This window comes from Neobacillus sp. 19, from assembly GCF_049463095.1.
In the GTDB taxonomy this organism is placed as follows: Bacteria; Bacillota; Bacilli; order Bacillales; family Cytobacillaceae; genus Neobacillus.
This window is the reverse complement of the sequence record NZ_JBMPZU010000019.1, coordinates 198,823-224,267: the sequence shown is the minus strand read 5'-3', so window position 1 is coordinate 224,267 and position 25,445 is coordinate 198,823. Positions and strand designations below refer to the sequence as shown.

General features: G+C 41.2%; 30 protein-coding genes. 11 read left to right on the top strand and 19 right to left on the bottom strand.

From position 1 onward, the window contains the following. Positions 1-149 precede the first annotated feature (149 nt). Together ACO1D1_RS04990 and ACO1D1_RS04985 are read right to left on the bottom strand one after the other, a co-directional pair. Complete coding sequence (locus tag ACO1D1_RS04990) at positions 150-842, bottom strand: copper homeostasis protein CutC (protein ID WP_423335172.1); 693 nt, start codon at positions 840-842, stop codon at positions 150-152. Positions 843-855: 13 nt separating this feature from the next. Further along, the gene (locus ACO1D1_RS04985) at positions 856-1,626 is read right to left on the bottom strand and encodes a GNAT family N-acetyltransferase (protein WP_423335171.1); all 771 of its coding nucleotides are present in this window, start codon (positions 1,624-1,626) and stop codon (positions 856-858) included. 160 nt (positions 1,627-1,786) lie between these two features. On the opposite strand from ACO1D1_RS04985, the gene ACO1D1_RS04980 reads away from it, so the two are divergent. Both ACO1D1_RS04980 and ACO1D1_RS04975 read left to right on the top strand, forming a co-directional pair. Further along, positions 1,787-2,311: a DinB family protein gene (locus tag ACO1D1_RS04980; RefSeq protein WP_149868893.1), complete on the top strand. Its 525-nt coding sequence runs from the start codon at positions 1,787-1,789 to the stop codon at positions 2,309-2,311. 192 nt (positions 2,312-2,503) lie between these two features. Next, positions 2,504-2,935, top strand: coding sequence for a VOC family protein (locus ACO1D1_RS04975; RefSeq protein ID WP_149868892.1), 432 nt, complete (start codon positions 2,504-2,506; stop codon positions 2,933-2,935). A 93-nt stretch (positions 2,936-3,028) separates the two neighbouring features. On the opposite strand, the gene ACO1D1_RS04970 is transcribed toward ACO1D1_RS04975, so the two are convergent. Continuing rightward, positions 3,029-3,907 carry a LysR family transcriptional regulator gene (locus ACO1D1_RS04970; RefSeq protein WP_423335170.1) on the bottom strand — a complete coding sequence of 293 codons (879 nt, stop codon included), beginning with the start codon at positions 3,905-3,907 and terminating at the stop codon, positions 3,029-3,031. A 106-nt stretch (positions 3,908-4,013) separates the two neighbouring features. Here ACO1D1_RS04970 and ACO1D1_RS04965 point away from each other — a divergent pair, with 106 nt between their 5' ends. Next, a complete protein-coding gene (locus tag ACO1D1_RS04965) occupies positions 4,014-5,102 on the top strand; it encodes a citrate synthase/methylcitrate synthase (RefSeq protein ID WP_423335169.1) in 1,089 nt (362 codons plus the stop codon). Between the two features lie 89 nt (positions 5,103-5,191). Here ACO1D1_RS04965 and ACO1D1_RS04960 read toward each other — a convergent pair whose 3' ends face one another. Then, positions 5,192-5,809, bottom strand: a complete 618-nt coding sequence (locus ACO1D1_RS04960; protein ID WP_423335168.1) for an exonuclease domain-containing protein — start codon at positions 5,807-5,809, stop codon at positions 5,192-5,194. A gap of 191 nt (positions 5,810-6,000) precedes the next feature. Here ACO1D1_RS04960 and ACO1D1_RS04955 point away from each other — a divergent pair, with 191 nt between their 5' ends. Continuing rightward, on the top strand, positions 6,001-6,390 hold the full coding sequence (locus ACO1D1_RS04955) for a VOC family protein (RefSeq protein ID WP_423335167.1): 390 nt from the start codon (positions 6,001-6,003) through the stop codon (positions 6,388-6,390). 13 nt (positions 6,391-6,403) lie between these two features. Here ACO1D1_RS04955 and ACO1D1_RS04950 read toward each other — a convergent pair whose 3' ends face one another. The 4 genes from ACO1D1_RS04950 to ACO1D1_RS04935 all read right to left on the bottom strand — a co-directional run bounded on the left by ACO1D1_RS04950 (position 6,404) and on the right by ACO1D1_RS04935 (position 9,616). Then, positions 6,404-6,976, bottom strand: coding sequence for a TetR/AcrR family transcriptional regulator (locus tag ACO1D1_RS04950; RefSeq protein ID WP_149868887.1), 573 nt, complete (start codon positions 6,974-6,976; stop codon positions 6,404-6,406). A gap of 15 nt (positions 6,977-6,991) precedes the next feature. Further along, positions 6,992-7,699, bottom strand: a complete 708-nt coding sequence (locus ACO1D1_RS04945; protein ID WP_149868886.1) for an MBL fold metallo-hydrolase — start codon at positions 7,697-7,699, stop codon at positions 6,992-6,994. A 347-nt stretch (positions 7,700-8,046) separates the two neighbouring features. Next, positions 8,047-9,147: an ISL3 family transposase gene (locus ACO1D1_RS04940; protein WP_190284793.1), complete on the bottom strand. Its 1,101-nt coding sequence runs from the start codon at positions 9,145-9,147 to the stop codon at positions 8,047-8,049. Beyond that, positions 9,137-9,616 (bottom strand): transposase family protein, encoded by a 480-nt coding sequence (locus ACO1D1_RS04935; RefSeq protein WP_149872165.1) that lies wholly within the window; start codon positions 9,614-9,616, stop codon positions 9,137-9,139. Before ACO1D1_RS04935 ends, ACO1D1_RS04940 begins: the two co-directional genes overlap by 11 nt. A gap of 258 nt (positions 9,617-9,874) precedes the next feature. On the opposite strand from ACO1D1_RS04935, the gene ACO1D1_RS04930 reads away from it, so the two are divergent. From ACO1D1_RS04930 to ACO1D1_RS04900, 7 genes are all read left to right on the top strand, one after another. After that, positions 9,875-10,387 (top strand): DoxX family protein, encoded by a 513-nt coding sequence (locus ACO1D1_RS04930; RefSeq protein ID WP_149868884.1) that lies wholly within the window; start codon positions 9,875-9,877, stop codon positions 10,385-10,387. Between the two features lie 175 nt (positions 10,388-10,562). Then, the gene (locus ACO1D1_RS04925) at positions 10,563-11,672 is read left to right on the top strand and encodes an ABC transporter ATP-binding protein (RefSeq protein WP_149868883.1); all 1,110 of its coding nucleotides are present in this window, start codon (positions 10,563-10,565) and stop codon (positions 11,670-11,672) included. Continuing rightward, a complete protein-coding gene (locus tag ACO1D1_RS04920; RefSeq protein ID WP_149868882.1) occupies positions 11,662-12,465 on the top strand; it encodes an ABC transporter permease in 804 nt (267 codons plus the stop codon). The genes ACO1D1_RS04925 and ACO1D1_RS04920 overlap by 11 nt, the downstream gene beginning before the upstream one ends. 1 nt (position 12,466) lies before the next feature. Further along, a complete protein-coding gene (locus ACO1D1_RS04915) occupies positions 12,467-13,273 on the top strand; it encodes an ABC transporter permease (protein ID WP_149868881.1) in 807 nt (268 codons plus the stop codon). Further along, positions 13,270-14,343 carry an ABC transporter substrate-binding protein gene (locus tag ACO1D1_RS04910; protein WP_423335166.1) on the top strand — a complete coding sequence of 358 codons (1,074 nt, stop codon included), beginning with the start codon at positions 13,270-13,272 and terminating at the stop codon, positions 14,341-14,343. The genes ACO1D1_RS04915 and ACO1D1_RS04910 overlap by 4 nt, the downstream gene beginning before the upstream one ends. A 229-nt stretch (positions 14,344-14,572) precedes the next feature. Next, positions 14,573-15,718, top strand: coding sequence for a PfkB family carbohydrate kinase (locus tag ACO1D1_RS04905; RefSeq protein WP_149872606.1), 1,146 nt, complete (start codon positions 14,573-14,575; stop codon positions 15,716-15,718). After that, complete coding sequence (locus ACO1D1_RS04900; protein WP_149868879.1) at positions 15,715-16,629, top strand: pseudouridine-5'-phosphate glycosidase; 915 nt, start codon at positions 15,715-15,717, stop codon at positions 16,627-16,629. Before ACO1D1_RS04905 ends, ACO1D1_RS04900 begins: the two co-directional genes overlap by 4 nt. A gap of 100 nt (positions 16,630-16,729) precedes the next feature. On the opposite strand, the gene ACO1D1_RS04895 is transcribed toward ACO1D1_RS04900, so the two are convergent. The 11 genes from ACO1D1_RS04895 to ACO1D1_RS04845 form a co-directional block, all read right to left on the bottom strand. Beyond that, on the bottom strand, positions 16,730-16,951 hold the full coding sequence (locus ACO1D1_RS04895) for a hypothetical protein (RefSeq protein ID WP_149868878.1): 222 nt from the start codon (positions 16,949-16,951) through the stop codon (positions 16,730-16,732). A gap of 181 nt (positions 16,952-17,132) precedes the next feature. Then, a complete protein-coding gene (locus tag ACO1D1_RS04890) occupies positions 17,133-17,930 on the bottom strand; it encodes an energy-coupling factor ABC transporter ATP-binding protein (RefSeq protein WP_149868877.1) in 798 nt (265 codons plus the stop codon). After that, on the bottom strand, positions 17,927-18,772 hold the full coding sequence (locus ACO1D1_RS04885) for an energy-coupling factor ABC transporter ATP-binding protein (protein ID WP_149868876.1): 846 nt from the start codon (positions 18,770-18,772) through the stop codon (positions 17,927-17,929). Before ACO1D1_RS04885 ends, ACO1D1_RS04890 begins: the two co-directional genes overlap by 4 nt. Next, on the bottom strand, positions 18,769-19,536 hold the full coding sequence (locus tag ACO1D1_RS04880) for an energy-coupling factor transporter transmembrane component T family protein (protein WP_149868875.1): 768 nt from the start codon (positions 19,534-19,536) through the stop codon (positions 18,769-18,771). Before ACO1D1_RS04880 ends, ACO1D1_RS04885 begins: the two co-directional genes overlap by 4 nt. 34 nt (positions 19,537-19,570) lie before the next feature. After that, positions 19,571-20,173, bottom strand: a complete 603-nt coding sequence (locus ACO1D1_RS04875) for an ECF transporter S component (protein ID WP_423335165.1) — start codon at positions 20,171-20,173, stop codon at positions 19,571-19,573. Between the two features lie 22 nt (positions 20,174-20,195). Continuing rightward, the gene (locus tag ACO1D1_RS04870) at positions 20,196-20,579 is read right to left on the bottom strand and encodes a uridine phosphorylase (protein ID WP_423335204.1); all 384 of its coding nucleotides are present in this window, start codon (positions 20,577-20,579) and stop codon (positions 20,196-20,198) included. Between the two features lie 354 nt (positions 20,580-20,933). Further along, a complete protein-coding gene (locus ACO1D1_RS04865; RefSeq protein WP_423335164.1) occupies positions 20,934-21,218 on the bottom strand; it encodes a hypothetical protein in 285 nt (94 codons plus the stop codon). A 357-nt stretch (positions 21,219-21,575) separates the two neighbouring features. After that, positions 21,576-22,589 (bottom strand): biotin synthase BioB, encoded by a 1,014-nt coding sequence (gene bioB / locus ACO1D1_RS04860; RefSeq protein ID WP_423335163.1) that lies wholly within the window; start codon positions 22,587-22,589, stop codon positions 21,576-21,578. 367 nt (positions 22,590-22,956) lie between these two features. Then, entirely contained in the window at positions 22,957-23,499 is a 543-nt protein-coding gene (lepB, locus tag ACO1D1_RS04855) for a signal peptidase I (protein WP_423335162.1), read from the bottom strand. A gap of 144 nt (positions 23,500-23,643) precedes the next feature. After that, on the bottom strand, positions 23,644-25,140 hold the full coding sequence (locus ACO1D1_RS04850) for a M4 family metallopeptidase (protein ID WP_423335161.1): 1,497 nt from the start codon (positions 25,138-25,140) through the stop codon (positions 23,644-23,646). Further along, entirely contained in the window at positions 25,082-25,279 is a 198-nt protein-coding gene (locus ACO1D1_RS04845; RefSeq protein ID WP_423335160.1) for a hypothetical protein, read from the bottom strand. Before ACO1D1_RS04845 ends, ACO1D1_RS04850 begins: the two co-directional genes overlap by 59 nt. Between the last annotated feature and the right edge of the window lie 166 nt (positions 25,280-25,445).

Sequence of the window (25,445 nt, the reverse complement as noted above, 5' to 3'; positions counted from 1 at the left end):
AAGGAAACACGAAGAGCCAGCGGCGCATTCGTGCTTGACTTATCGTAGGACGGAGAGCGAAGGACTCTAGCCGGTGGTGCCTGGAGCTGGACAATAAATAGAAAGAGCTGCTGCTTGTGTTAAATAAAGCAACAGCTCTTTTTGCTTTTCTAGTTCACCATTCTTTTGATTTTTTGAATTTCATCTCCGTTGATACGATTGCGAAAATCTCCGCCAATTCTAACTGCTGAGCCAAAATGGTATTCAGCAGCTTGGAGTTGTCCGTGAATGGATTGGATGTTTTCAGTAGATAAACCTGATCCCGGCATGATGGCTGGATTGTTTGCGGATTTTTTCGATTCCTCTATCATCTTTTTTAATGAATCAAGGCCTTCTTTTGCTGTCGGTTTAGCTCCTGAGGTAAGAATTCGGTCAACATGGTAAGGAGATTGGCAAAGGGATTGATAAGTAACAATAAGATTCGTTTCATCAATCGCGCGATGGAACGTTACCGATAAACCTTTTGCTTCTTCTACCACCATGGCAAGCATGTCAAAATCAATTGATTGCTTCTCAGTTAAGGCACCAAAGACTATTCCCGCGGCACCCAATTGCTTCACCGCTTGAATATCCTGGCGAATCGCTCCCCATTCATCCTTACGGTACATAAACGAAAAGCTATGGGGCCGAACCATGACCATCACAGGAATTTTCACGCTTTGGACAACTGTTTTTATGATTCCGTAACTGGGCGTCAGCCCGCCTTCTGTCATGGCGGAAACTAGTTCAAGACGGTCTGCACCATAGGCTTCCGCCGTTTTGGCATCTTCATCATTTAAGACAATAATTTCTACTTTGCTCATTTTAAAACCTCTCTTACTTAGAAAAATATTTATTATACGATTCCGTTTCCGACTTAACTTTGCAGCCATTGTTCTCAAACACTCTTAGCATTTTCTTATTTGCGATATCCGTACTCCCAATGTAGTATGTAGCTCCCATTTCTTTTAAAGCCCATAATGATTGGAGATGCAGATCATTGCTGAGGCGTTTTCCTCTCATTTCCGGCAATAGGCCAAAATAAAACAATCTTCCCTCGTCTATTGTACCAGGCTCGATATGTGGGATGGAAATTCCCAGCGGTGTATCTTGCAAATGATATATACGGCAAGACTGCTCCCATCCCTTCCCTAACTCGCTCTCCAAAGACATCAGATATTCATCCATTGTTAAGGATGAAGCTTTATTGGCAGAACCTGTTATACACCTCGCCAATAGTTGTTTAAAATCCGTTTGTGAAAAACAATGGTCAGCTAAAGAAGACCAGTTAAACATTCTTTTCTGTTCATCCAGATTGGTTAAATCCCTATAAACCTCTACTCTTGAGGAAAAGTGTTCAAACCCATTATTTAGGAATAATTCCGCGAGGTATTCAAATTCCGCTGTCGACTTATCTAAAGACACTACTAATCTCTTCAATCCCCAATGGGAAAAAAATTCAAGTAAGCTTTGGAGATCCTCCTCTGAAATGACGCCGGCTGTTTTTTCTTTTTGCTCAATCATTATATAGGAAGGAAAGCCATTTAAGATTTTAAAGTTTTTCCCTATTAAACTTTCTACCCATAATAAGTCAGGCATATTTCCCACTACCTTTCCTCATACAGCTTACCATGAGTATGGTTTTAATAAAAATGAAGAAGATGAAACACTTACAAAGATTATTAGATCAATACTTTCGAATATTTAGATTACTATGTTAGGATTAATAGGTAATAAGATACCGCTACATTCGAAGGGAGAGAACAATATGCTGCATCGTCCATTAGAAAGTGAATATCCTGAGTATTATGTTTCTTATGTAAAACTTGTTTCAGAGGGTGATCTTTTAGAAATTTTAAAAGAAAATTTGGCGGAGATGACGAATCTTTTCGACAGAATTTCAGAGGAAAATGGAAAATTCCGTTATGCTTCCGGCAAATGGAGCGTAAAAGAGGTTCTTGGCCATATGACGGATACCGAGAGAATCATGAGCTACCGCCTGCTTCGCGTTGGACGCGGGGACCAGACCCCCTTAGCCGGTTTTAACGAAAACGATTATATTAACGGGTCTCAGTTTGACCAGATATCAAATAAAACGATCCTTGAAGACTTTACAGCAGTACGACATGCCACCATCACACTAATCCAAACCATGGCGGCTGAAGCATGGAACAGAACAGGCATTGCCAACGGCACAGAAATCACCACCCGCGCCATCGCCTACATCATCGCCGGCCACGCCATCCACCATACCAACATCATACGCGAAAGATACCTGCCAGGCCTGAAATAATACCGTGGCAGTAGTGCAAATGGTGCCTGACACCAATTTTATCATTGCGAACATGCGTTCTTTGTTTTATAATTAATTTATCGGTAATACTAGGATGTGGCTGCTTTTATTGATTTGTGCCAGCGAGATGCCTGTCTTCGGACTATCGATTAAAGCATGTAATTATTCTTAGGAGACGAGGAGCGATTATTTATGACAGTAAGATTGATTCCCTATTTAGTGATGGACGGTAATGCAAAGGAAGCGATTGAGTTTTATCAACGTGCATTGGATGCACAGGTTCTTTTTAGTCAAACTTTTGGCGAAATGCCGGAAAATCCGGAATTCCCTCTTCCAGCAGAAGCAAAAGACCGTGTAAGCCATGCGACAATTAAAGTGGGTGAGACAGAGTTAATGTTTTCTGATACGTTTCCAGGACAGCCGCATCAAATTGGTTCTCAAGTGACCATCTGTCTCACAACTGACGACGCTGAAAAGGCTCGTACATTTTTTAATGCCTTGCAAGATGGCGGTCATGTAGAAATGCCATTGCAAGAAACCTTCTTCAGCCCTGCCTATGGTTCTGTGATAGATAAATTCGGTGTTACCTTCCAAGTGTTCACTGAAGGCCGACACGAAGTTTAATTAGTAAATAGTAAATTTTATACGGCTCTGTCTTCAGCCTTTGAGACAGGGCCGATTTTCTTTTTGCAAGGTATATAGGAGACAGCAGCAAACCTACAATCTATAATTCGAAATAAATTTTAGAAATTCCAATTGCTTTGAATGATCATATTTCATGATGGCGTACGTGTTAGCTTCAGGCAATTGGATGGAGTGACATTCTACCTCTAATAGTCTTCCTTCTAATAATTCTCTTCTGACTGTCGAGGTCGGCAGGAACGATACCCCAAGCCCCTCGACAATAAACCTTTTCGTGATATGAACCTGCGACACTTTCATCATTCGAACACTTGGATATTTATTTTTTACTATTCTGCAAAGAAGGTCCCAGTAACCGGGATGATTGTGGGTGATTACATAATTGGTTGTTAACACTTCTTCCTCATCTAATGGCGGTGCTGATTCCGAATCCCGCCCATCATGAGGTGCAACCAAGATGACCTTATCCGTTGATAAAAGCTCACAGACCAAATGGGGATGGCTGCTGTTTAAGCACGAAAGCCCGAGATCGACCTCTTCCTTTAGTACTGCCCGCTCAATATCAACGGATTCAATGATTTTGACTGAAATCTCTACTTCTGGATGCCGGTTGGTATAGCTTTTTAGAACGTATGGCAGGATGGTATCCGCAATTAGCGGTGAGATTCCAAGGATTAAATTTCTTGTATAGCCTTGACTGAAGGAATTCATATCCTCGAGACCATGTTGATAAACTTCAAGCAATCTCTTCGCGTGACCCAAATATCGTTTTCCCTCTTCTGTCAGTTTGATTTTTTTCCCTTCACGGTGGAACAATTCGATGCCTAACTCTTTTTCCAGCTGTTTTATATGAACCGTTACGGAAGGCTGTGAAATATATAATAATTCAGCAGTTCTGCGAAAATTCCCACATTCTGCGGCAGTAACGAAGGTTTGAAGCCACTGAAATTCCATAATTTTCTCCTTATTAAAAATAGTAATCAATCACTTTAATAATATTCAATATTCTTAATTGTATTTATTTTATAAAATAATACTAATTAAGGAAAGGGGCGATTTTATGATTCAAAAAGGCTTGAAAGGGATTGTTGCGACGGAAACATCGATTAGTCATATAGATGGGGAAAATGGCGAGTTGTATTATCGCGGATTTGGAATTCGTGATATTGCTGGAGGGTATTCTTTTGAAGAAGCGGCATATCTTCTCTGGTTTGGTTACTACCCCGATGCTTCACAGCTTGCATTGCTTAAAGAACAACTGAAAGCAAATCGCGAATTGCCTGTATGCGTAAAAGAAATAATTGACCGGCTCCCACTAAATATGGATTTAATGAGTGTAATTAGAACTGCTCTTTCGGCAGAAGGGGGAAATGGTGAATATGGCTGGAAACCTAAAGTCTCACAGGCTATCAGATTAACCGCCTTAGTTCCTACGGTTATCGCCTATAGAAAATGCCAATTAGATGGTAACAACTTCTGCCCTCCTCTGCATGATTTAGACCATGTCGAAAACTATTTGTTTATGCTTAATGGAAAGGTACCAATAGCCGCCCATACCGAAGCCCTTGAAGCATATATGATTCTTACACTTGAACATGGAATGAATGCTTCTACCTTTTCGGCTAGGGTTACAGCTTCATCTGAGTCAGATATGGTTTCAGCTATTACCTCTGCAGTCGGGACAATGAAAGGTCCGCTTCATGGCGGTGCCCCTTCAGGAGTCATTGAGCTTATGGATGAGATTGCTCTTGTTGGAGATGCTGAAGCGGTGATCAGAGAGAAGATTTTGCAGGGAGAGAAATTAATGGGGTTTGGACATCGGGTTTATAAAACCCATGACCCCCGGGCAATGGCTTTAAAGACAAAATTATTGAAGTTAGCAGGAGAAGATGAGTGGCTTGACCTAGCCATGACCGTTGAGGATACAGCCGTAAAAATATTAGCGGAACTTAAACCCGGTCGATCACTTTATACAAACGTAGAATTTTACGCAGCCTCCATCATGAAAGCAATCAATATGGACACAGAACTATTCACCCCTACCTTCACTGCCAGCAGAATAGTAGGCTGGACGGCCCATGTCCTAGAACAAGCAGAAAACAACACCATCTACCGCCCCCAAGCAAAATATATCGGAACCTTCAAATAAATTAATAGAGTATTCATGGTGTAAAGAGTAATAATGGTGTCAGGCACCATTACTAACCCCAACGCAGGGTTTTCGCGTTGGGGTAGCTTTTAGCCCATTTTTGTCCGGGTTGCGGCTGGCTGATATTTTCTCATTGGACCTTTTTCTAGTACTTCTTGGAGGTAGTAGTTACCGTTCGGGTTTGTTTTCTTTAGAAGTTCCATTAGGTATGTAATATCATCAAGGGCTCTATGTGTTTGGTAATTGGTAATGTTATGGGCTTGCAGCAGGGTCAATAGTTTCCCGTTTGGAAAACCGTAATTTTTCCATGGGACCCCTCTCATCGTGCAATACCACTTTAAATCGTTAACTTCAGGGTACATGTGGAAGAGAAAGCTGCGGTCAAAGGATGCATTATGGGCAAATACGGCATCCGCACGATGGAAATAGGTCTTTATTTTTCCATCATAAAAGCTTTTCCCTCTAACTAGATCGTAAGGGATTCCATGTACTCGGTACGCTTGATCATAGTTGTTCCGCGCTGTGCTGGAAAGCGGCTCACGTAAAAAGGAGTCTTCCTCCACAATGTCAATAATTTCACCTGAGTCATCCCTATAAGTAAATAACTTTAATGCCAGTTCGATTACTTCATCTTTTGTTGGCCCTAAACCAGTTGTTTCTACGTCCAAAACCAAACCAAATTTTTCCGATTTCCGCACAATAATCATTCCTTAATTCTATGTTTTCCCCTATTATAACAAAGCTTTTCTAATCATGACATCTCCAAAATGTCCCTAATTGAATCCTGACAGCTTTAGAAAATAATTTTAATAAAATCCTTCTTTTTTTATCCTTATCGGCCCTATGTTATGATGTAGTTATCAAATTAAAAAGTTCATTTGCACTGGAGATGATTACTATGATTCAGTACCACGAGCTTCATCATGTTAGTCTAACTGTAACCGATTTAGAACAGGCCAAAAATTTTTATAGCAATATTCTATGTTTGAAAGAACTTCCCCGGCCTGCCTTTGATTTTGCAGGTGCTTGGTATGAAGTAGGAGGCCAGCAAATCCACCTTATTGTCCTCCCGACCTCTCAGACAATCCGTCAAGAAAAGTCCATTAGCAGCCGTGAAGGACATTTTGCGTTAAGAGTAAAATCTTACGATGAGACCCTTAGCTGGCTTAAACAAAATGGTGTAGCAGTTTTAGAAAAGCCCGAAAGTGCCAGCGGCTTTGCGCAGATCTTTTGTGCTGATCCTGATGGGAATCTAATTGAACTAAATGTAGACAAAAAAGATATATAAATCATTTATCAGACTATGCAGCTTCGCCGATTCCGGCGAGAAATGCCTTAAGAATGATTGTAAGGCTCTCATCCAAATCCAGGGCCATTTTAAAACCGCCCTTTTGTTCTAATGTGGAAAATCCATGTAAAATACTGCGTAATCCTCTAACGGCGTGAAGAGCAAGGTCTCCTTCCAAATGATAGGCCTGAAGGACCCGGATGGAAAGGTCGACAATTTTTGCTCCGGCTTGCTGAACATCTGCGTCCTCCTGGTAAGGAGCAAGCATCGTTGCCTCATACAATCCAGGGTGTTTACGGGCAAATTGGACATATGCTTTACTGATTGAAAGCACTGCTTCGGTGCCTGAAACCCCAATTGCGGCATCTGCCATAACTTCGTATAAGCGGTCGATTCCGTAAATGGCCAATTTCTTTCTCAACCCGGGAAGCCCGTCGAAATGGTTATATAATGAAGGGGGGCGAATCCCCAATTGCTTAGCCAGGTTCGCCAAAGTAACCTCATGCATTCCATGTTGATCGGCAATATCCCCTGCTGCCTCTACTATCGTGTGTAGATCAAGGCCTATTTTGGGTCTTGGTGACATACTCTTAACTCTCCCCTATCCTATTTTCCGTTCTAGATTTCCAATGGCTTGTTCCATCACTCTCACGGGATGCTCCACCATTTCCCCATGCCCCACTGCCAGAAGCTGAGGTTCATAGCTCACTAGCTTCTTTGCGCTGGCAAGCGCCGTCTTTTTACTCCATGTGCCAAATGACGGAAATGGAAACAGCGGTTTTAAATCACCTGCCACAGCGATTCCTCCTCTTGTTTGAAAGGCATCCCCCGCTATCAATGCCTTTGTTCGCAAATCCAAAAATGACATGGATCCCGGTGTGTGCCCCGGCGTTTCAATCGCGGTTAATGAACCAACAAGATCGCCTTCCTTCAATAATACATTGGCGCGCGTTTTTAATTTTTTCGGCACACCGCCTTTGATTGGTGTTTGCTCCTCATGGGTATCGAGGGAACGATCGTCATTCATTAATCTGTGATCACGGGTTGAAATATAAACTGGCACCTCCGGAAACACCACTTTTATTGAATCAAGTGCACCAACATGATCCTCGTGAGCATGTGTCAAAACAATTTTTGTAATTGGTTTTCCAATCGTTTCTGCAGCCTTCAGTATCCCCTTCGCACAAAAGCCTAAGGCGGCATCAATTAATGTTACTCCCTCCTCTTCCTCCACCAAGTAACAGTTGACAGGAAAAACATTCGCCATAAAAGTCACTTGGTATAAATAACCAGTTTTGATCACTCTCATTCTGACCCTCTCCCTTTAACTAATATCATTAGTTTTATTTTAACTAACAATATTAGTTAAATCAATATATATTTCCATTTTTTATAAAAAAGCTGTGTTAAACTTGGCTGTTGATTTCTGCTCCAGGCACTTCGCTTTCCGCGGGCGTGACGGGGAGCCTCCTCGTCGCTTCGCTCCTGCGGGGTCTCCCCTGCCCCTTACTCCCGCAGGAGTCTCTGTGCCTTCCGCTCCAATCAACAGTTTTAAAAAATCAACAATGGCCTTGGTTCTTACGTCTTTTTGGTGAATGTTTGTAGCCCTAAGTAAAAGTGTTACCTTCGGTAAAAAAATGTTATATTAATCAAGTTTTAACCCTGGAAACGTAAGCGATTTAACAACACCGTTATACCTGCACGTCCATACATCATCCGTTTGATATTTTTCAACTTATTTATGGTTCCTTCAGTTTTCCCGTTTGACCAAGGTAATGTTATAGCGTAATAAACAGCCTTAATGTCACCTCTGATGCCATTAAGGAAGGTTTGGAAATAAGTAAATGGTGAGTGCTTATGTTCAATCAGCCATTTTCTAAGGCCGGATGAATGTTTTTCCTCAAAAAGGCTCCTAAAGGATTGAATGAATTCGCTAATTTCCATTAACGATGGGAACGTTTTTAGAAGGTTGGGATACAAGGATTTAAATGCTTTCTTATGGTTCTGTACGTCCTTATCCCAAAGGATCCGGATGATTGCCTGTTGAAGATTCAGTGTCTGTGGCTTTTTATTTCGGATATCCCGGCGTTCGTCCGCAATCATGTAATTTAGTGTGTTGCGATGTCCACCAAACCCTGCTTTCCTGCACGCAGCCTCTATCTCATCACCCTTTGATCCATCTGCGATCATGTTACGGATAAGGGGAAGATATCGGTCATATAAAGAAGTTCGTTTAAGGGACGGTTTCGATGTCGTAGCTAAATCCTTATAAACGGTATTACGGGAAATACCTAGCTGCTTTGCGATCGCTGTGATGCTCTTGCCTTCTTTCTGAAGGCGCCGGGCATTTTGAATTCTCTTCCAAACGTTTTCTTCGTGTTCCACCAAAGGCTGGAGCCGTTTTGGTAAAGGGCGTGATGAACTGCATTGTTGGACATTTGAGTCTTGACCAGTCGGTTTCCATCTTGGCGGCACAATAGACTTAATCGTCTTCTTAACTGCGTCAAAAAGATGCTGGAGGATATGCCAACGATCACCAACTTGCTTGATTTTTGGTGACGCTTCCTCTGCCGCATTTTTATATGCATGGGCACGATCTCTTGTAATCAGTTGAATTTCAGGATGTTTGATGAGCCAGCTCCTTACTGACTCTTTGTCTCGGTTTGGTAAAAAATCAAGGATATCACCTGTTTGTAGGTCTATGAAGATCGTGCCATACCGTTTTCTTTTCTTAAAAGCAAAATCATCAATGCCCACGAAAGGGACACTCCCTTGGCTGAACCGGTTCTTCCTTTTTAATCCGGTACAGAATGGCATCATGGCTTATCGAAATGCGCATTTTTCGGCAGATTTTTTCAGCGGCCAGGCAATTATTAGTGAATCCCACATGACGAATCAGGTTTTCCAGCCTGTTTGTTTTTCTGGCGGAAGGGCTTAACCAGTTCAAACGTTCGGTGAATACTTTAACCTTACAGTCTTTGTTACCACAAAACCATTTGTGCAATAGAACGGTTATATGAACCGAATGACCTGAGACCGGAAGGTCATCGACTTTCCTAGCATATTGGCTGTGCTGTCGAGACGATACATGTTTGCATTCTGGGCATTGTGCATGTTTTGAACATATCTTTAACACGGCATACATTGCATCCGGTTCCATTATGGTATAAAGGACTTCAACGTTTTGGTCGAACTTGAAAAGTTCATTGAAGTTTGAAATGACCATTGTAACCACCGCCCTTTGAGTATTAGTATTGCTATACCCGAAAAGCAGTAAAAAATGCTTTCACCATGTTTGCGTAAGAACCATGGCCTTTAACACAGCCTATAAATAAAGCTTTCCCACACCTTCATGTAACAAATTGTTCAAATCATTTTTACAGATATGTGAACTGTTGAACAAATTACCCTATTCTTGAGATAAATTTGATATATTAACAGTGTACTTAATATATAAAACTTAATTAACAAGGGGATGTTTCACATGGTAGTCAATTGGTTAAGAGAAAACAAAGTTGCCGCAGCACTTTTGACAGTTATTCGTTTATTTCTTGGTTATTCTTGGTTAACGGCTGGTTGGGGGAAGCTTTCAAGCGGAGCTTTTGACGCTTCTGGATATTTAAAAGCAGTCATTGCAAACCCGGTAAAAGGTCCAGATGGCAGTGTAGTTTATGGCTGGTATGTTGAATTTCTTAAAGGATTTGCCTTACCAAACGTTGATATTTTCAATACGATTGTCCCTCTTGGGGAATTTCTAATCGGATTAGGACTTATTCTTGGATGTTTAACTACAGCAGCAGCGTTTTTCGGTATTGTAATGAACTTTTCTTTCTTCTTAGCTGGTACAGTATCTCATATTCCAACAGACCTATTCATCGGAGCGATTATTCTTTTTGCAGGATTGAACGCTGGCCGCTTTGGTCTTGACCGCTGGGTAATCCCATTCATCCGCAGAGCTGCATTTAAAGGTGACAAAACGCTAAAACGAACTGCATAACAAATGAAAAGCGCCTTTTACTCTCCATGAGTATAAGGCGCTTTTTTTTATTGTGACTTCCCTATTTCTCAAGTTTTTTTATAGTTAAGGGAAAGAGGAATTGAATTTTCAGGCTCTTCCTGTATAATGATTCCCGAATGGAACAATAAGGATTAAGGTATTAAAGGAGGTAACTATGCAGAACAACGCTATTATTCAATTTATAGATGTAACAAAACAATATGACAACGACCCTCCCGTTCTGAATGACGTTAGTTTTGAAATTGAGCGGGGGAAATTTTATACACTGCTTGGTCCTTCAGGCTGTGGCAAGACGACGATCTTACGATTAATCGCCGGATTTACTGAGGCCTCCCAAGGAGAAATTCTTTTTAATGGTAAAAAAATTAATCATGTCCCTGCTAATAAACGGCAGGTCAATACCGTGTTTCAAGATTACGCCCTTTTTCCCCATTTAAATGTGTTTGAAAATGTGGCATTTGGATTGCGGATTAAAAAAATGAAGAATGCTGAAATAGAACGGAAGGTACAGGAAGCACTCAGCTTTGTGAACCTAAAGGGCTATGAAACGCGGGAAATCAGAGAAATGTCCGGTGGTCAGCGCCAGCGTGTAGCTATCGCGCGTGCCATTGTGAATGAGCCGGAAGTTATCCTTCTAGACGAACCATTATCCGCTTTAGATTTAAAACTACGGACGGAAATGCAATATGAGCTTCGTGAATTGCAGCGGCGACTTGGTATTACCTTTATCTTCGTTACACATGACCAAGAGGAAGCTTTGGCAATGTCTGATGAGATTTTTGTCATCAATAAAGGGAAAATTCAACAGAGCGGCACACCGACAGATATTTACGATGAACCGATCAACCGCTTTGTTGCTGACTTTATTGGGGAGTCCAATATTGTGAACGGCAGAATGATGGAAGATTACCGAGTAGAATTTGTCGGCAGGGAGTTCGAGTGTGTCGACCAAGGTCTGAACAAAAATGAGCCGGTTGAAGTGGTCATTCGCCCAGAGGATTTGGAAATTACGACATTGGATCGCGGCAAGCTTCAGGTCCGTGTTGATTCGCAATTATTCCGCGGTGTTCATTATGAGATTAGCTGTTATGATCACGACGGGAATGAATGGCTGGTCCATTCAACGAAAAAGGCTACTGTGGGCGATAAAATCGGGCTTTATTTTGATCCGGAAGCCATTCATGTTATGCGGCTCGGGGAGACGGAAGAAGAATTTGACCGGCGCTTAGAAGCCTATACGGATGTAGATGCCAATGGAAAATAAACACACACGCAATTTGTATATGCTTCCATACTTCCTTTGGATTGTTCTATTTGTCGTCGCACCCATTTTTCTTGTACTTTACTATTCCTTCTTTGATATCGAGGGACATGCAACACTTGCGAATTATCAGAAGTTTTTCACACCGGTGTATTTAAAGATGACTCTAAGCTCGTTTTGGTATGCCTTTTTAATTACTGCTTTTTCGTTGTTGATTGCTTATCCTACAGCCTATTTATTAACAAAAACGAGGCATAAACAACTATGGCTTTTATTAATCATTGTTCCGTCCTGGATTAATTTATTGTTAAAAGCCTATGCCTTCCTTGGTATTTTTGGTACTTATGGGGCTGCGAACAGCTTTTTAAAAATGATTGGAATTGGGGCACAGCAAATCTTATTTACTGATTTTAGCTTTGTGTTTGTGTCGGTATATATTTTTATCCCCTTTATGATTTTACCGATCTTTAATTCATTGAATGAATTAAATCCGACTTTGTTGGATGCGGCCAACGACTTAGGGGCTTCGAAATGGACCACCTTTCGCCGCGTTATCTTTCCATTAACGATTGACGGAGTGAAATCAGGCTGTCAGGTGGTCTTTATCCCGGCACTTTCCTTGTTCATGCTGACAAGATTAATTGCCGGAAACCGTGTCATCACCTTGGGAACCGCGATTGAGCAGCAATTCCTTGTAACCCGGGACTGGGGAATGGGATCGACCATTGCCGTCTTTTTAATTATTATCATGGTTTTCATTATGATTGTAACGAATACCAGAAAGCGAGGTGTCTAACGTGGAGAATAAAATTACACCCTTATCAAAGGTATTTTTATTGGTGATCTTTTTTATCCTGTATGCACCCATTTTCTTTCTTGTCATCTTCTCCTTCAACAGTGGAGAAACGATGTACGCTTTTAAAGGCTTTTCACTCGATTGGTACAGAGAACTTTTTCAGGATACCCGGCTCCTGATCATCGTTCTGAATACGGTGGTTGTTGCTTTATTATCGGCACTCATATCTACCATTATAGGTGTCCTTGGGGCTCTGGCCATTCATCAGGCGAAAAAAAGACAAACCAAGAATTCACTGCTTTCGCTAAACAACGTACTCATCGTCAGCCCTGATGTCATCATTGGCGCTTCGTTTTTAATTTTGTTCACAATGGCTGGAGTCAAACTTGGCTTCTACTCGGTGCTATTATCCCATATCGCTTTTAGCATTCCAATTGTTGTCTTAATGGTACTGCCAAAATTAATGGAGATGAGTCCGACGTTAATCGATGCGGCCAGGGATCTTGGTGCAAGCCGGTGGAATGTACTGACAAAGGTGATTATTCCTTTTATCAACCCAGGAATATTTGCGGGATTTTTTATGGCGTTAACCTATTCATTCGATGATTTCGCGGTTACTTTTTTTGTCACGGGCAATGGTTTTTCCACGCTATCGGTTGAAATTTATTCCTTAGCACGCCGCGGAATTTCCTTGAATATTAACGCGTTATCAGCACTCTTATTCCTATTTACAATGCTGCTTGTGGTGATTTATTACTTTATTACACAGCGTAACAAAGTTAATGGAATGGGGGCTCGAAAGCAATGAACAAGCTAGTTCGTTTTTTTCTCGTAATCGCCCTTGCATCGGCAGTCCTATTACTTGCAATATCCAGTTTAAATACGTCCCAAGGTTATTCAGGCGGCAACACGCTGACGATTTATAACTGGGGAGATTACATTGATGAAGATCTTATCAAGCAGTTTGAAAAGGAAACAGGTATCAAAGTGATCTATGAAACCTTTGATTCCAATGAAGCAATGCTGACAAAGATTGAACAAGGAGGTACGACTTATGACATTGCCGTGCCTTCTGAATATATGATCGATAAAATGCGGCATGAGAATTTGCTGATCCCTTTGGATCACGCCAAACTGCCAAACTTAAAATACATTGACAAACGGTTTATGGATCTTCCATTTGATCCGGAAAATAAGTATTCCATTCCCTATTTCTGGGGAACCGTGGGCATTGTCTATAATCCGAAAATGCTCCATGGTAAAAAAATTACCAGTTGGAATGACCTTTGGGACCCAGAATTAAAAAATGAAATTCTCTTAATTGATGGTGCACGCGAAGTAATGGGAATGGGATTGAATAGTTTAGGCTATTCACTTAATGACACCAATAAACAGCATCTAATCGAGGCAAAAGAAAAGCTCGACACCCTAACCCCAAACGTTAAGGCCATCGTTGGCGATGAAATCAAGATGCTGCTCGCCAATGAAGAAGCTTCTGTCGGCCTGGTTTGGTCTGGCGACGCTTCGGAGATTATGTCAGAAAATGAAGAGTTGGATTATGTAGTGCCAAAGGAAGGTTCTAACCTTTGGTTTGATAATATGGTGATTCCAAAAACAGCAAAAAATGTTGAGGCGGCCCATACATTTATTAATTTCATGCTTGACCCGGAGGTGGCCGCCAAGAACACTGACTATGTTGGCTATTCCACACCGAATAAGCAGGCACTGAAATTTATGCCTAAAGAGGTTGTTAAGGATGAGCGCTTTTATCCATCCCCAGAGCTGACAGAGAAACTGGAAGTATACGAAAACCTTGGTAAAAGGAACTTAGCCTACTACAATGAACTATTTTTGCAATTTAAAATGCACCGTAAATAAGGAATTAGAGCTCTTGCAGGGTTTCCTCTGAAGTTTACTAACATGAAAAAGCACCGCCAATTTGGTTTGCCAAATGGCGGTGCTTTTTGCATTGCCAAGAAATCAAGACATATTCATAAAAAATATCATTCATGTATTTCAAATTATTGTTAAAACTAAACGAAAGATAATTGTTGACGCTTTCATTTATCAAGCGTATACTTTAAACATAAGTTCATTATATAAACATATGTTTAAAGAGAGGGGTGGGCATGTGGCTGATAGGGATTTTGAAAAATTGACCGAAAAGGAAAAGACGATATTCGATTTGATTCGTAAAAATCCATATATTTCACAACAAGAGCTTGCTGAAATCTTAGGATTATCCCGGCCATCGGTTGCCAATATTATTTCCGGCTTAACGAGAAAAGGCCATATTATTGGCAGAGCCTACGTTTTAAATGAGTCTCAACAGGTTATTTGTATAGGAGGGGCCAATATCGATCGAAAATTCCATGTAAAAACAAAGGCCCAGTTTGGTACTTCCAATCCGATTCAATCCACTCAAAGTGTGGGTGGAGTTGCTCGCAACATTGCCGAAAATCTTGGGCGTCTAGGTACAGATGTAACACTTTTGACAACCAGCGGTGCAGACAGTGATTGGTCGTTTATTTCGGAATCATCGATACTTTATATGAACCTTGACCATGTGACTCAAATCCCAGGAATGTCGACTGGCTCTTACACCGCCGTCCTCGACACCGATGGAGAGTTAATCATAGCACTTGCTGATATGGAAGTATATGAGGAAATCACACCTGACCTGCTCCGAAAGCAGGATTTGTTACTGAGTCGTGCAAAATGTATCGTGGCCGATCTTAATTGTCCAAAGGAAACATTGCAATTTTTATCTCATTTTGCCCAAAATCATGAGCGGCCAATCGTTCTAATCCCAGTTTCATCACCAAAAATGAACCGTTTGCCTGACAACTTAGAAGGGATCACATGGTTAATTACGAACCGCGATGAGTCTGAAATGTATTTTAACTGCGAAATAAACTCTGAGGAATCTTGGAGACACGCACTGGAAAAGTGGCTTTCACTTGGCATTGAAAACGTGGTTATAACCAATGGAAAAAAAGGCGCCATGATTGGAAATAACGAAGAAGGTATATTCTATATTCCTTCGATTGAAACAAAAGAAATCGTCGACGTTACCGGAGCGGGTGATGCCTTTTCGTCTGCAGTTATCTATTCCTGGCTTGAGGGAAAGAGTTTACCTGAGATCGCCAAAGCTGGTGCGGTTAATGCCTCAAAGACGTTGCAATCTAACTATACTGTCCGCCAAGATTTATCACCAGTACAACTTCAAAAAGACATGGAGGAATTATCATGAAAGAGTACATTACATTATCCGAAGAAGTACGCGCTGCTAAAGAACAAGGAAAACCGGTTGTTGCTTTAGAATCAACGATTATTTCTCACGGCATGCCATATCCGCAAAATGTGAAAACAGCTCGTGAGGTAGAACAAATTATACGTGATAACGGTGCGGTCCCAGCAACTATTGCCATTTTAGATGGAAAAATAAAAATCGGTTTATCAGATGAAGAACTAGAAATGTTCGGAAAGAGTTCTGATGTTGCTAAAGCGTCACGCCGTGATTTAGCCTATTTACTGGCAACAAAGAAAAAAGGGGCCACAACTGTTGCGGCAACAATGATTTGTGCAGAATTGGCCGACATTCATATCTTTGTTACCGGCGGAATCGGCGGTGCTCACCGCGGTGCCGAAACATCAATGGACATTTCAGCTGACCTTGAAGAATTAGCACAAACAAATGTAGCGGTTATTTGCGCCGGAGCAAAATCAATTTTAGATTTAGGCTTAACTATGGAATACCTTGAAACAAAGGGGGTGCCGGTAATGGGCTATCAAACAGATGTCCTTCCTGCCTTCTATACTAGAACAAGTGAGTTCCCTGTCAATTTCCGCGCTGATGATGTGGAAACAGTAGCCGCTACCTTAAAAGCAAAATGGGACTTAAAACTTAAGGGTGGAGCAGTTATTGCTAATCCCATTCCAGAAGAATATGCGATGGATGAAAAGACAATTACCGATGTAATCGAAACGGCATTGAAGGAGGCAGAGGAACAACATATTTCCGGCAAAAATGTTACACCATTCCTATTAGGAAAAGTCAAAGAACTAACAGGCGGAAAAAGCCTGGATTCCAACATAGCACTTGTTAAAAATAACGCGGTCGTTGGGGCAAAAATTGCCGTACACTTTGAATCATTAAAATAATAGAAAAGTGGAAGCGCCTTGGTCAGCGGCGTTTGACCTAGAGAAAAAAAGGATGAATCATTCGGGTTTGATGTATGACCCTTTTGATTCATCCTTTTTTTTAAAAGCTATTATCTTCTTTAAGGCTTTCTTTGTTTGCGTACCAATTGGTTAATTGGGTGAGGATGGCAAAGACAAAAAAGAAATTCATCGCCCAGACGTTAATAAACGGGGCCATCCCGCCAAATTCTATTGTCGCGAACCCCTTTAGCTTCATGACAATCATCGACTCGATAAAAATCAAAATAAACCCTACAACACCCGCAATCGCCGCTCTGAACACTTCCTTCTCCCCCTTGATTAATACTGATCTAATTTTAAATTAACCTACATAAACGTTATCTATATTGTAATTTTGACAATTTCGTGAACATAGTCCCTACCTCTATTATATGGCAAAATTCATTAAACACAACTCCTAACTTACTAATAAAGAAAAGGGTGTCAGGCACCATGTGAAATTTTCACATGGTGCCTGACACCCTTATTAACTCGTCAATAGTCAGTATAGTGTTTTTTATGCCGAGTTTTTCTGCGAGCTGGGTGATGCCCGGTGGTTCGACTTTGGCTTTGTTTAGGGTTTCTCTCTGTGAGAATACGTATCTTGTGTCTCCATCTAGGAGGACTTTCCCTTCGTTAAAGACAATTGTCCGTTCAAAATTTTCTGCGACAAAGTCCATGTCATGAATAATGGTCATGACCAATTTATTTTTTTCCTTCAAGGCTTGGATGATTTGCCGGATCTGTTCCTTACCATAATGATCCTGTGCAATTGTCGGTTCGTCAAAGATAATGATGTCCGTATCCATTGCCACAACAGAGGCAATGCAAAGCAGCTTCTTTTCCGATAAACTCAAATCATGGGGATTCATCTCCCGTTTATCTTCGAGCTCGACCATTTTCAGGGCTTTAATCGCTTGCTTCTCCGCCGTATGTTTCCCCATCTTAATATTCAGCGGGCCAAACATCACTTCTTCTAAGACCGTTCGTTTAAAGATTTGGTCATTTGGATTTTGAAATACGAGACCAATTGTCCTTGCTGTCTCTGCAGCGGTCTTCAAGTTTGCATCGAAACCATGTATCATTATTTCCCCTTTATCTGGTTTTAAAAGGCCTTTCAGCAGTTTCACAAACGTCGTCTTTCCGGCACCATTTTGACCAATAATTGCCGTCGAACGCTGGTCGAACTCTAAATTTAGTCCGGAAAGAACCCGTGGACCGTCCTTTTTATAGGAAAACGAAAGATCTGTTACCTTAATCATCCCATCCGCCCCCTTAATGCCATTTCCGCATCCTCCAAGGTTACAGGATAAAAATCCGAGGCAGCCTTCTTCACACCCAAAGCTTTACAAACTCTCGTATACACAGGTGCGGTTACCCCTTGTTCCTCAAGGTCCTGTCTAGAAAAAACTTTCTCAGGAGAATCGAAATCCACTAATTTTCCGTCATTTAGCAGTATAACTCGATTGCAATACCGGGCAATCTTCTCCATTTTATGTTCAGCTAGAATGACAGTTATCCCCTGTCCGCTTAAGTTTCGAATTGCGCTAAAAACTTCCTCAGAGCCTGCCGGGTCCAGCTGGGAGGTCGGTTCATCCAAAACAAGGATGTCCGGTTTCATTGCAATTATACTGGCGATAGCCAACCGCTGCATTTGCCCGCCAGATAAATCAAAGGGATTATGCTCCTTCACCTGTTCAATGTTTAACAAGGCAAGCACCTCATCAATCCGGTTCATTATTTCGGAACGAGGTAACCCCATATTCTCAAGCCCGAAGGCAATTTCCTCATATACCGTCATTCTCGAACCCGTCACCTGGGTAAATGGATTTTGAAACACCATTCCCACCTTTAAGGCAATGTCAGCAATGGCATGATTTTTCACTTCCAGACCGTCTACAACAAGCTTACCCCCATACGCTCCTTTATAAAAATGAGGGACCAATCCAACAAGAGCTTGGCACAAAGTCGATTTACCCGCTGAGTTTTTTCCAATAATACCGATAAATTCTCCTTCATCCACTTGAAACGAAAGATTATCAAGGGCAAGTGTGTTGGATAATGGATATTTATATTTGAGACCTTCCACAACAATTTTTTTCATGCAAAAATCCTCCAAGCAACAGCAGTAACGGCTAGCAGCAGCATACATGACTGGATCAGCCTGCTATGGGTGTAGGTTTTTTCCTCGTGTAAATAGGTTTTCGGGGCTTTGGAATTAAAGCCCCTCACTTCTAGTGCCATCGCCCGTTCTTTCGTATTTATTAGCGAGCCAAGGATAACTGGTCCTAATAATGGCACGAAAGCCTTGATTCGGACAAACAGACTCCCCTCCGTCTCCATGCCCCTCGCCCGCTGCGCATCCATAATTGTACCCATGCTTGACATCATTTCCGGAATAATTTGAAAAACAGAAACGATCACATAGCCGATTCTTGGTGACATACCTTTACGAACAAGCATCTCAACTAAATCGGATGGTTTTGTCGTCAGAACTAAGATCATAAAGGAACTGACAATATTCATCACCCGGAGAGTAATGGTCAAGGCATATAGCAATCCTTCTTTATACATGACAGCCGGACCTATTTCAAAAAGAACGGTCTCATTTTCAGGTTTAAACAGGCCTTGAATAATGACGACCGTAATTAGCACGAAAAAAACAAAACTAAACACGGAAACTGTTTTTCGAATCACCTTCCCAACACACAATAATGCAAGGCTGATTCCCAAGCATATAAAAGAAATAGTAAACGATGAAAGAATAATCGGAATGAATAAGGCAAAAAGAATATATACAAGTTTTGTCATGGGATCGATATCATGAATGAACGATTTCCGATCCACATACAAGCTAATTGATTTCAAAAAGCCTCACCAGCTTTCTTTTTAACAAAGAGACTTAATCTAGGGTCTCGATTTTTTCACTATTGTTATATAATTGGACGACATTCCGCGGTAATCCTTTGAAAATACCAAAACTGATTAATACGACTAATAATTTATCCGGTACATCGACTACAAGTTCATCAAGCAGGGATGCCAGCCACGTAGAATCGGTTTTTGCTAGAATAAAAGCAAATAAAGCGTCCCCCCATACATTTCCGGTTTGTCCGCCCCAGAAGCCAATATTTAACGGTGTCGATACAACCGTCGCTACAAGGCCAATGATTAACCCGGCAACAATGGCTTTCCCCCAGCTGGAAATATAGCCTTTGTAAAAAAGGATTCCGACCGCTAAACCGATCGCTACACTAGTAATAGCATAAACAAACGAAATCGGATCAGTAAAACCGTAAATAATATTATTAATTGCACCGGCTAAGGCACCGACAATCGGGCCTCCCAGCATGGCAGCCAAGACAGTTCCGATAGAGTCTAACCACAGCGGCAGCTTCAACAATTGTGCTAGTAATTTACCAATATAGTTGACACCCACCGCAACCGGAATTAATACAAGGGCAGCAGTTGATAACCGGAACGACCACATGCTTTTCTTCTTCATTGATAAAACCCCCTTTGCGTTTTTAAAAACTAGAATCATAGGTAACAATCGCTTCGAGCGCCGTGAGAATTTCTAGCTCTTCCCCACGCTTGCTATTGTTTTTCGCATCAATGTAATCATTGATTCCTCCCTCCAAATCTCCCTCTTTTTCGACAACGACATTTAATATGGTTGCGGTCTTTAGGCCGCGTAGACGACCTATCACAAATAGGGCGGCTGGTTCCATGTCTGAGGCGAGAATTCCTTTCTCTGACCAGTACTTGTCGATTTCTTGTTCTTTATCAGTATAAAATCTGTCATGACATCTGACAATACCCATGTGGTGTTTAGCCCCGTTCTTTTTTTCTGCCTTCCACACATGAAAGAGCAGCTCTGTATCTGGAATCGCTGGATATGCCTTGTTTATATAGGAATAGGATGCTCCGGTTGCAGGGTATTTGCTATTTTCAATTGCTCTTTTTGAGAGTTATTTGCAGTTTGAATGCTAAGAGTTTAGTTGCTTAATATGTATGATTTTTATTAACTTCTATTCATATAATAAAGGTTGGGATTTCTTGATGGGGCGGTGCTGTTTAGCATCTAGTTAGGGGTTCATTTTGGGATGAAACAGAAGGAAAACTTTACTACTATATATTACAATATTATCAAAATAAACAGAACTGGTCATTTGTTTTAAGTATTCAGCTCCTTTACACGGGAAAAGAATTTCAAATAAGCCCCCTCAGAAGAGAAGGGCTTTCGCAGATGTGCTCCAACATGATTAACGTTGACCCGGTGTGTATGTGCCATGTCCATGGTGGTAGCCATGACCCGGATAATAGCCGCTGTGGCCATGATGGTAGCCGTGGCCAGGGTAATAACCGCCATGTCCGTGGTGATAGCCGTGGCCTGGATAATAGCCGCCATGCCCGTGGTGATAGCCAACCGGTGCAGGGTAATAACCACCATGTCCGTGGTGATAGCCGTGACCTGGATAATAGGTACCATGGCCATGCTGATAACCTTGACCCGGGTTTCCGGCATAACCTCCCATTTGTCGTTCCATTCATAATTCCCCCTTTCTTACTAGTTGCTAAATAGTGTATGTCTACATCTACAGAAAGGAATAGATTTTCGCCCATTAAGCAGGGGGACAATAAAGGCGGGGGCCACATTTTTTACCCTTACAGCAGAAGTCGTGTTAAACGGCTGCCGGCATGATAAGAGGAATCTTCACAACTTCCACACAAGTTCGCTACAACTTCTACATAAGTATAGATTAATATAAAGGTAACTTAATTAAGAAGTGGTTCGAAGAGCTCATTTCTTAAAACTTCCCATAATTTGATTGGTGTTTAGACAACACCAATCCTTTTTGCAAAAAAAGGATGCCGCCACAGGTCTCTTGGGGCATCACTAGCAATTAATACGTTTTTGCAAATGACTGGCTCTCAACATCAAATGGATTCTCTTCGATTTCAAATCCAAGGTCTTTAATGAGCTGGTAGTCAGCATCGGCACATTGTCCATCAGTCGTTAAATAGTCGCCGACAAAAATAGAGTTGGCAATAAATAAACCTAAATTTTGCAGGGAACGCAGGTTGAATTCGCGGCCGCCGGAAATGCGGATCTCTTTTGCCGGATTGACAAACCGGAATAGGGATAAAATTTTCAAGCAGCGAATCGGAGTTAGGTCATCGAGACCCTCAAGCTTTGTACCCTTAATTGGATGAAGGAAATTCACCGGTATGGAATCGGCATCAAGCTCCTTTAATGCAAAAGCCATATCTACAATATCCTCGTCGGTTTCACCCATCCCACAGATAACACCGGAACATGGAGAAATTCCTGCCTTCTTTACATTTTCAATTGTCTGGACTCTGTCGCCATAATTATGTGTGGTCGTTATGTTTTCATGATGGTTCGCACTTGTATTGATATTATGATTAAACCGATCCACACCCGAGGATTTCAGCCTTACTGCCTGTTCTTCTGATACTAGCCCCATGCAGGCACAAATTTTGATTTGCTCTACCTCATTTTTAATATCTTGAACCGCAGAAATGACGGTCTCTACTTCTTTATTGGTCGGTTTCCTGCCACTCATCACGATGCAATATGTACCAATTTTATTTCTTTTCGCTTCCTTGGCACCCTCGACAATCGTTTGTTTACTGATCAGGGTATACCGATCAATTTCTGTTTTTGCATGAATCGATTGAGCACAATAGCCACAATCCTCTGGGCAAAGGCCGCTTTTAGCATTAATGATTAAATTCAACTTTACTTTTTTTCCATAATAATGCCTGCGAATTTCATAGGCCCCATTAACGAGTGATAAAATATCCTCATCCATAGATACTAATATTCCCTTTGCATCTTCCTTTGTAAGTTCATACCCCTCAATCACATTCCTTGCCAGCTTAGACCAATCCATACCATCACCTCGTTTTAATTGTTAACCACATTAATTAAATAGTTAACAATTAAATTATAAATTACACAAACTAGAATGGAAATGACTTTATCACCGGTTGGACATTTCAGGAAAAACGACCTACTCGTTACAACACAATCTTCACAACTTCCACACAACTTTCCCCTAAATTCTCCACAAGTTTTTCTTATGATAAGAGTAACTTAATTAGGAAATAAGTTCATAAGAGCTCATTTCTTAAAACTTCCCATAATGTGATTGGTGCTGACACCAATCTATTTTTTTGCCCATCTTCCTGATTCCTCCCCAATAAAAAAAGGCCGCATCAATGCCGCCTTAAAATTTCTCAACTTTTTTTGCTTAACTGCTACTTCACATTTCTGATATTCGAAAACGGAAAAATGACAAATTCACTTTTTCCGACAATGGCTGTTTCCTTGATAAAGTCTAAACCATTACGGCTATCCATGCTTTTTAACCGATTATCTCCCATAACGAAATAGTGCTTAGCCGGTACAATGATTGGACCAAAATCTCCTGTTAGCAGACTCCCCATTTCCTCGGCGGCCTTACGATTTTCAGCTAGATAGGTTTCTTTAACGGGCACACCATTAATCAATAATTGGTCATCGTTCATTTCAAGCTGATCACCAGGAGTACCAATGATTCTTTTTACATAATTTTCAGTTGGCCCCTTAATAATCACAACGTCCCCTCTGTTAAAGCTTGTCACATAGTTCATTTTGTTCACAAAAATTTTCTCTTGATTATGTAACGTCGGTTCCATTGATGCACCCTCTACCATATACGGGGAAAATAAAAATGTTCGGATAACAACGATAAGTCCCACCGCGATCAATAATGACTTTCCCCAGCCAAGAATCTCTTTTTTTGAGTTCGAACTAGTCATCTTTAACAACACCTTTCTACTCTATCCATTTGGAACGTACTGATATTAATACTATTCTATACCAAGCCGTTAAGACCTTTTAAAAACCACACTTTTTTTAAAAAAATCAACCACCACAATTTGTGGTGGCTGATGCTTTCGTTATTAGTTGACCCCTACCTGTGTCCAAGCAGATGCAACGGCATTGTATTGTGTGCTGCCTGTACCGTATAAATCGGCAGCCGCCGCAAGTAATGAAGCGCGTGCATCGCTAAAGTTGCTCTTCGGTGAAAGATATACGGTTAGGGCGCGATAATAGATTTTCTCTGCAACAGAAGTTCCCAATTTAGAAATCGTTAAGTAGGCAGCTTTATTTGGAATACCGCTGTTTGTATGAACACCTCCATTATCAGAAGTCGTATTTACATAATTACTCATATGATCCGGCTGGCCATAAAGAGTTGGGTTTGACATACTTCTTAGTGCATCGCCTGCTTTTTTCGGCGTATATACATCTTCCCCAATTAGATAGTCTGCTTTATCAAGGAATACTCCGAATGTATCCGAGATCGATTCATTCAGGGCACCGGATTGATATTGGTATTCTAATCCCGCCGTTCTTTCTGTTACCGCATGGGTTAATTCGTGGGCAATGACATCAAGGGAACCGGATAGTGAAGTAAAGGTTGTTCCATCGCCATCCCCATACACCATCTGCGAACCATTCCAGAAGGCATTATTGTAATTTCTGCCGTAATGTACCGTTGAACGAAGTGTGGCTCCGTTTCCATCATAGCTATTTCGATTAAACGTATTTTTATAATAATCATAAACAACACCAGCATAGTAGTGGGCGTCTACATCCGCACGCTGTGAAGTTGCGTTAAAATTATTATCAGGGTCAACAGAATAATTACCTGGCAGACGAGATAAATTTCCGGCTGTCCGCGTTTCAATCACACCTGCCATTGGCTTAGTCGTATCATACAAATAGTAGGTGCCGCCTGAATAATAAGTGTTAAGTGTTTTCGTATCCCCTAGAACCCCGACCCCGGTACCAGCATCATTGACGGCATTATAGGAATCTAGCACATTCCCATTGACAGCATCCACATATACTACCCAATTTGCCGGGTATGGCTGAATGAATTGCAGGTTCGTTTTGTAAGCAAGATAAAAGTCATTTTCCTTTTTATAAACGACTAATTCTGCCTTTTCAACTGTATCCTCAAACTTTTTTCCATCAAGGCCTGCTTCTGCATTAGTTTCTGTTTCTGCTTTGGTGACGTTAATTTCTTTCCACGCCCGATCAAGAGCAGATTCTTTGGCAACCAGTGCTTTTAGTTTCCCTTTAAAATAATTGGATGCTTCCGGGAACACGTCCCCATTTACAGCGGTAACCATCCCATTTTTATCGGTATGCACCTTAAATGTTGCCCCATCCACTGGGATTCCCTGGACAGACTGAACAAAATTATAGTGGGTGCTGCCAAGCTCGTCTGTGTCTACTTCAAGCAAGGTCAAATCTTTGTCGGAATCTAATTGATAGAGTTCTTTATTTTCTTTTAAAAATTGCTTAATGGCATCTTTATTTTTGTGAGCTTTAGTTGATAATTTTCCATAGACGAAGGATGGGACAGCTTGTCCTTTCTTCCAATTCACCTTTGCATCCTTCCCAAACTGCTTCGCTTTCCTTCTGAACCATAACATTGTACGGAATCGTATTTGCTGCAGCCGCAATTGGTAAGACAGACCCCATTGTTAATCCTAATGCTAAAACAAGTGACGTTCTTTTCTTCATCCTTCCCAGCCTCCTACTATTCTATTTCGTATTGCCAGTTACAAAAAATATCATAGCATGCTGTTATCAATTGCATAATTGGGAAAAAAGTGATTGATAGATTGATATAATACAGCGGTAATTACCATTTATATAGAAAAAATCCCAACGCCGGATTCAGTTTGAC

Coding starts and splice junctions, on each gene's coding strand:
- ACO1D1_RS04990 (WP_423335172.1), bottom strand. CDS start 842: ATGAGCAAAGTAGAAATTATTGTCTTAAATGATGAAGATGCCAAAACG.
- ACO1D1_RS04980 (WP_149868893.1), top strand. CDS start 1,787: ATGCTGCATCGTCCATTAGAAAGTGAATATCCTGAGTATTATGTTTCT.
- ACO1D1_RS04975 (WP_149868892.1), top strand. CDS start 2,504: ATGACAGTAAGATTGATTCCCTATTTAGTGATGGACGGTAATGCAAAG.
- ACO1D1_RS04970 (WP_423335170.1), bottom strand. CDS start 3,907: ATGGAATTTCAGTGGCTTCAAACCTTCGTTACTGCCGCAGAATGTGGG.
- ACO1D1_RS04965 (WP_423335169.1), top strand. CDS start 4,014: ATGATTCAAAAAGGCTTGAAAGGGATTGTTGCGACGGAAACATCGATT.
- ACO1D1_RS04960 (WP_423335168.1), bottom strand. CDS start 5,809: ATGATTATTGTGCGGAAATCGGAAAAATTTGGTTTGGTTTTGGACGTA.
- ACO1D1_RS04955 (WP_423335167.1), top strand. CDS start 6,001: ATGATTCAGTACCACGAGCTTCATCATGTTAGTCTAACTGTAACCGAT.
- ACO1D1_RS04950 (WP_149868887.1), bottom strand. CDS start 6,976: ATGTCACCAAGACCCAAAATAGGCCTTGATCTACACACGATAGTAGAG.
- ACO1D1_RS04945 (WP_149868886.1), bottom strand. CDS start 7,699: ATGAGAGTGATCAAAACTGGTTATTTATACCAAGTGACTTTTATGGCG.
- ACO1D1_RS04935 (WP_149872165.1), bottom strand. CDS start 9,616: ATGGTCATTTCAAACTTCAATGAACTTTTCAAGTTCGACCAAAACGTT.
- ACO1D1_RS04930 (WP_149868884.1), top strand. CDS start 9,875: ATGGTAGTCAATTGGTTAAGAGAAAACAAAGTTGCCGCAGCACTTTTG.
- ACO1D1_RS04925 (WP_149868883.1), top strand. CDS start 10,563: ATGCAGAACAACGCTATTATTCAATTTATAGATGTAACAAAACAATAT.
- ACO1D1_RS04920 (WP_149868882.1), top strand. CDS start 11,662: ATGGAAAATAAACACACACGCAATTTGTATATGCTTCCATACTTCCTT.
- ACO1D1_RS04910 (WP_423335166.1), top strand. CDS start 13,270: ATGAACAAGCTAGTTCGTTTTTTTCTCGTAATCGCCCTTGCATCGGCA.
- ACO1D1_RS04905 (WP_149872606.1), top strand. CDS start 14,573: ATGTTTAAAGAGAGGGGTGGGCATGTGGCTGATAGGGATTTTGAAAAA.
- ACO1D1_RS04900 (WP_149868879.1), top strand. CDS start 15,715: ATGAAAGAGTACATTACATTATCCGAAGAAGTACGCGCTGCTAAAGAA.
- ACO1D1_RS04890 (WP_149868877.1), bottom strand. CDS start 17,930: ATGATTAAGGTAACAGATCTTTCGTTTTCCTATAAAAAGGACGGTCCA.
- ACO1D1_RS04885 (WP_149868876.1), bottom strand. CDS start 18,772: ATGAAAAAAATTGTTGTGGAAGGTCTCAAATATAAATATCCATTATCC.
- ACO1D1_RS04875 (WP_423335165.1), bottom strand. CDS start 20,173: ATGAAGAAGAAAAGCATGTGGTCGTTCCGGTTATCAACTGCTGCCCTT.
- ACO1D1_RS04865 (WP_423335164.1), bottom strand. CDS start 21,218: ATGGAACGACAAATGGGAGGTTATGCCGGAAACCCGGGTCAAGGTTAT.
- bioB (WP_423335163.1), bottom strand. CDS start 22,589: ATGGATTGGTCTAAGCTGGCAAGGAATGTGATTGAGGGGTATGAACTT.
- lepB (WP_423335162.1), bottom strand. CDS start 23,499: ATGACTAGTTCGAACTCAAAAAAAGAGATTCTTGGCTGGGGAAAGTCA.
- ACO1D1_RS04845 (WP_423335160.1), bottom strand. CDS start 25,279: ATGAAGAAAAGAACGTCACTTGTTTTAGCATTAGGATTAACAATGGGG.